The 2,378-nt window shown below is 62.5% G+C and carries 1 protein-coding gene; it reads right to left on the bottom strand.

Features of this window, described 5'->3' with window-relative positions; genetic code table 11:
* Window positions 1-6: 6 nt before the first annotated feature.
* Window positions 7-2,259, bottom strand: coding sequence for an RNA polymerase sigma factor RpoD (gene rpoD, locus ACXJKR_RS30000; RefSeq protein ID WP_457325951.1), 2,253 nt, complete (start codon window positions 2,257-2,259; stop codon window positions 7-9).
* Window positions 2,260-2,378: the final 119 nt, after the last annotated feature.

Raw genomic sequence — 2,378 nt, 5'->3', positions numbered from 1 at the left:
CAGCGATTAGAGGTTGTCGAGGTAGGTACGCAACTTGTCGCTGCGGCTCGGGTGCTTCAGYTTGCGAATCGCCTTGGCCTCGATCTGGCGGATGCGCTCACGCGTCACGTCGAACTGCTTGCCGACTTCTTCCAGCGTGTGGTCGCTCTGCATCTCGATGCCGAAGCGCATGCGCAGCACCTTGGCTTCGCGCGGCGTCAGCGAGTCGAGGATGTCCTTCACCACGTCGCGCAGGCCGGCCTGCATGGCCGCTTCGATGGGCGCCGTGTTGTTGGTGTCCTCGATGAAATCGCCCAGGTGGCTGTCGTCGTCGTCGCCGATCGGCGTTTCCATGGAGATCGGCTCCTTGGCGATCTTCATGATCTTGCGGATCTTGTCTTCCGGGATCTCCATCTTCTCGGCCAGCGTCGGGGCGTCCGGCTCGTAGCCGAACTCCTGCAAGTGCTGGCGCGAGATGCGGTTCATCTTGTTGATCGTCTCGATCATGTGAACCGGGATGCGGATGGTGCGGGCCTGGTCGGCAATGCTCCTCGTGATGGCCTGGCGGATCCACCACGTCGCGTACGTCGAGAACTTGTAGCCGCGGCGGTATTCGAACTTGTCCACCGCCTTCATCAGGCCGATATTGCCTTCCTGGATCAGGTCCAGAAACTGCAGGCCGCGGTTGGTGTACTTCTTGGCGATGGAGATCACGAGGCGCAGATTGGCCTCGATCATTTCCTTCTTCGCGTCACGAGAGGCCTTCTCGCCCTCGTTCATCTTCTTGTTGATGTCCTTGAGGTCGTCCAGCGGAACCACGGCCTTGGCCTGGATGTCCGTCAACTTCTGCTGCAGTTCCTGCACCGGCGGCAGGTTGCGGCTCAGGATGATGCTGTACGGCTTGCCGGCGGCGACTTCCTTCTCGGCCCACTTCAGGTTCAGTGCGTTGGGCGGGAAGGTCTTGATGAAGTGCTCTTGCGGCATGCCGCACTTGTCCACCACGATCTTGCGCAGCTCGCGTTCATAGCGGCGCACGTCGTCGACCTGGCTGCGCAGGATGTCGCACAGCTTCTCGATCGTCTTGACCGTGAAGCGGATGGTCATCAGCTCCTGGCTGATGGCCTGCTGGGCCTTGTTGTACGGGATCGACTTGTAGCCGTCCTTCTCGAACGCCTTGCGCATCTTGTCGAAGGCAGCGGACATCGAGTCGAGCTTGACCAGGGCGGCGTTCTTCAGCTCTTCGAGCTTCTTGGTCAGCGCCTTGGAGCCGCCGTTGCCGTCGTCATCGTCTTCCTCGTCGAACTCGTCGAAGTCTTCCTCGGCCACGTAGTCGTCGGCCTCGTCTTCCGCCACGAAGCCGTCGACGACGTCCGAGATCTGCATCTCGCCAGCGCGGATCTTGGTGGCGAACTCGAGGATGTGGGCGATGGTCGTCGGCGAGGCCGAGATCGCCAGCATCATGGCCTGCAGGCCGCCTTCGATGCGCTTGGCGATCTCGATTTCGCCTTCACGGGTCAGCAGTTCGACCGTGCCCATTTCGCGCATATACATGCGCACCGGGTCGGTCGTGCGGCCGAACTCGGAGTCCACCGTCGACAGCGCAGCTTCGGCGGCTTCTTCGGCCTCTTCTTCGGTCGACGTGGCCGTGGTGTTGCCCTGGATCAGCAGCGTGGCGGCGTCGGGCGCCTGCTCGTAGACCGCGATGCCCATGTCGTTGAGCATGGAGATGATGGCCTCGAGGATTTCCTCGCTGACCAGCTTCTCGGGCAAGTGATCGTTGATTTCCTGGTGCGTCAGGAAACCACGCGTCTTGCCCATCTTGATGAGGGTCTTCAGCTCGGAGCGGCGTTTGACGGCTTCTTCTTCCGTCAGCGCGGTCTCTTCCAGGCCGAATTCACGCATCAGCGCGCGCTCCTTGGCGCGGCTGACCTTCATGCGCAGGGGCTTGGCCTTGACCGTTTCCTCTTCGACCGCGACCGTCTCTTCGGCTTCCGGCTCTTCGCCCTCGATCTCGGCATCGATGTCGGAGAAGTCCTCTTCTTCCTCGGCTTCCTTCTTGCCGCCGGCCTTCTTGGTCTCGGTGGCCGCCTTGGGCTTGCGGCCGCGCTTGGGCTTGTCCTCTTCGGCCACGGCGGCCTTGGCCGTCTTCGCGGCCGGCTTCGCCGCAGCCGCCTTTGCGGTCTTGGCGGGCGCCTCGGCTGCGGCCTTCACGGCCGTCTTCTTCTTGAGTTCTTCGGCAGGAGCGGGGCTGGCCTTGGGCGCGGTCTTCTTGGCGGTCATGCAGGTCCTTCGTATTTGCGCGGTCAATTCAGAAATGCGGCAGCCACCGCGGCCAACCCGGGCTCGGCGTCAAACCGGCGGGGCAGGGGGCGGTGGCTTTCGTCGTCAAGGTATCAATC

This window comes from Roseateles sp. P5_E11, from assembly GCF_054049355.1.
Note: the sequence above shows the minus strand (reverse complement) of the source record. Positions and strands in the feature narration are given on the sequence as shown.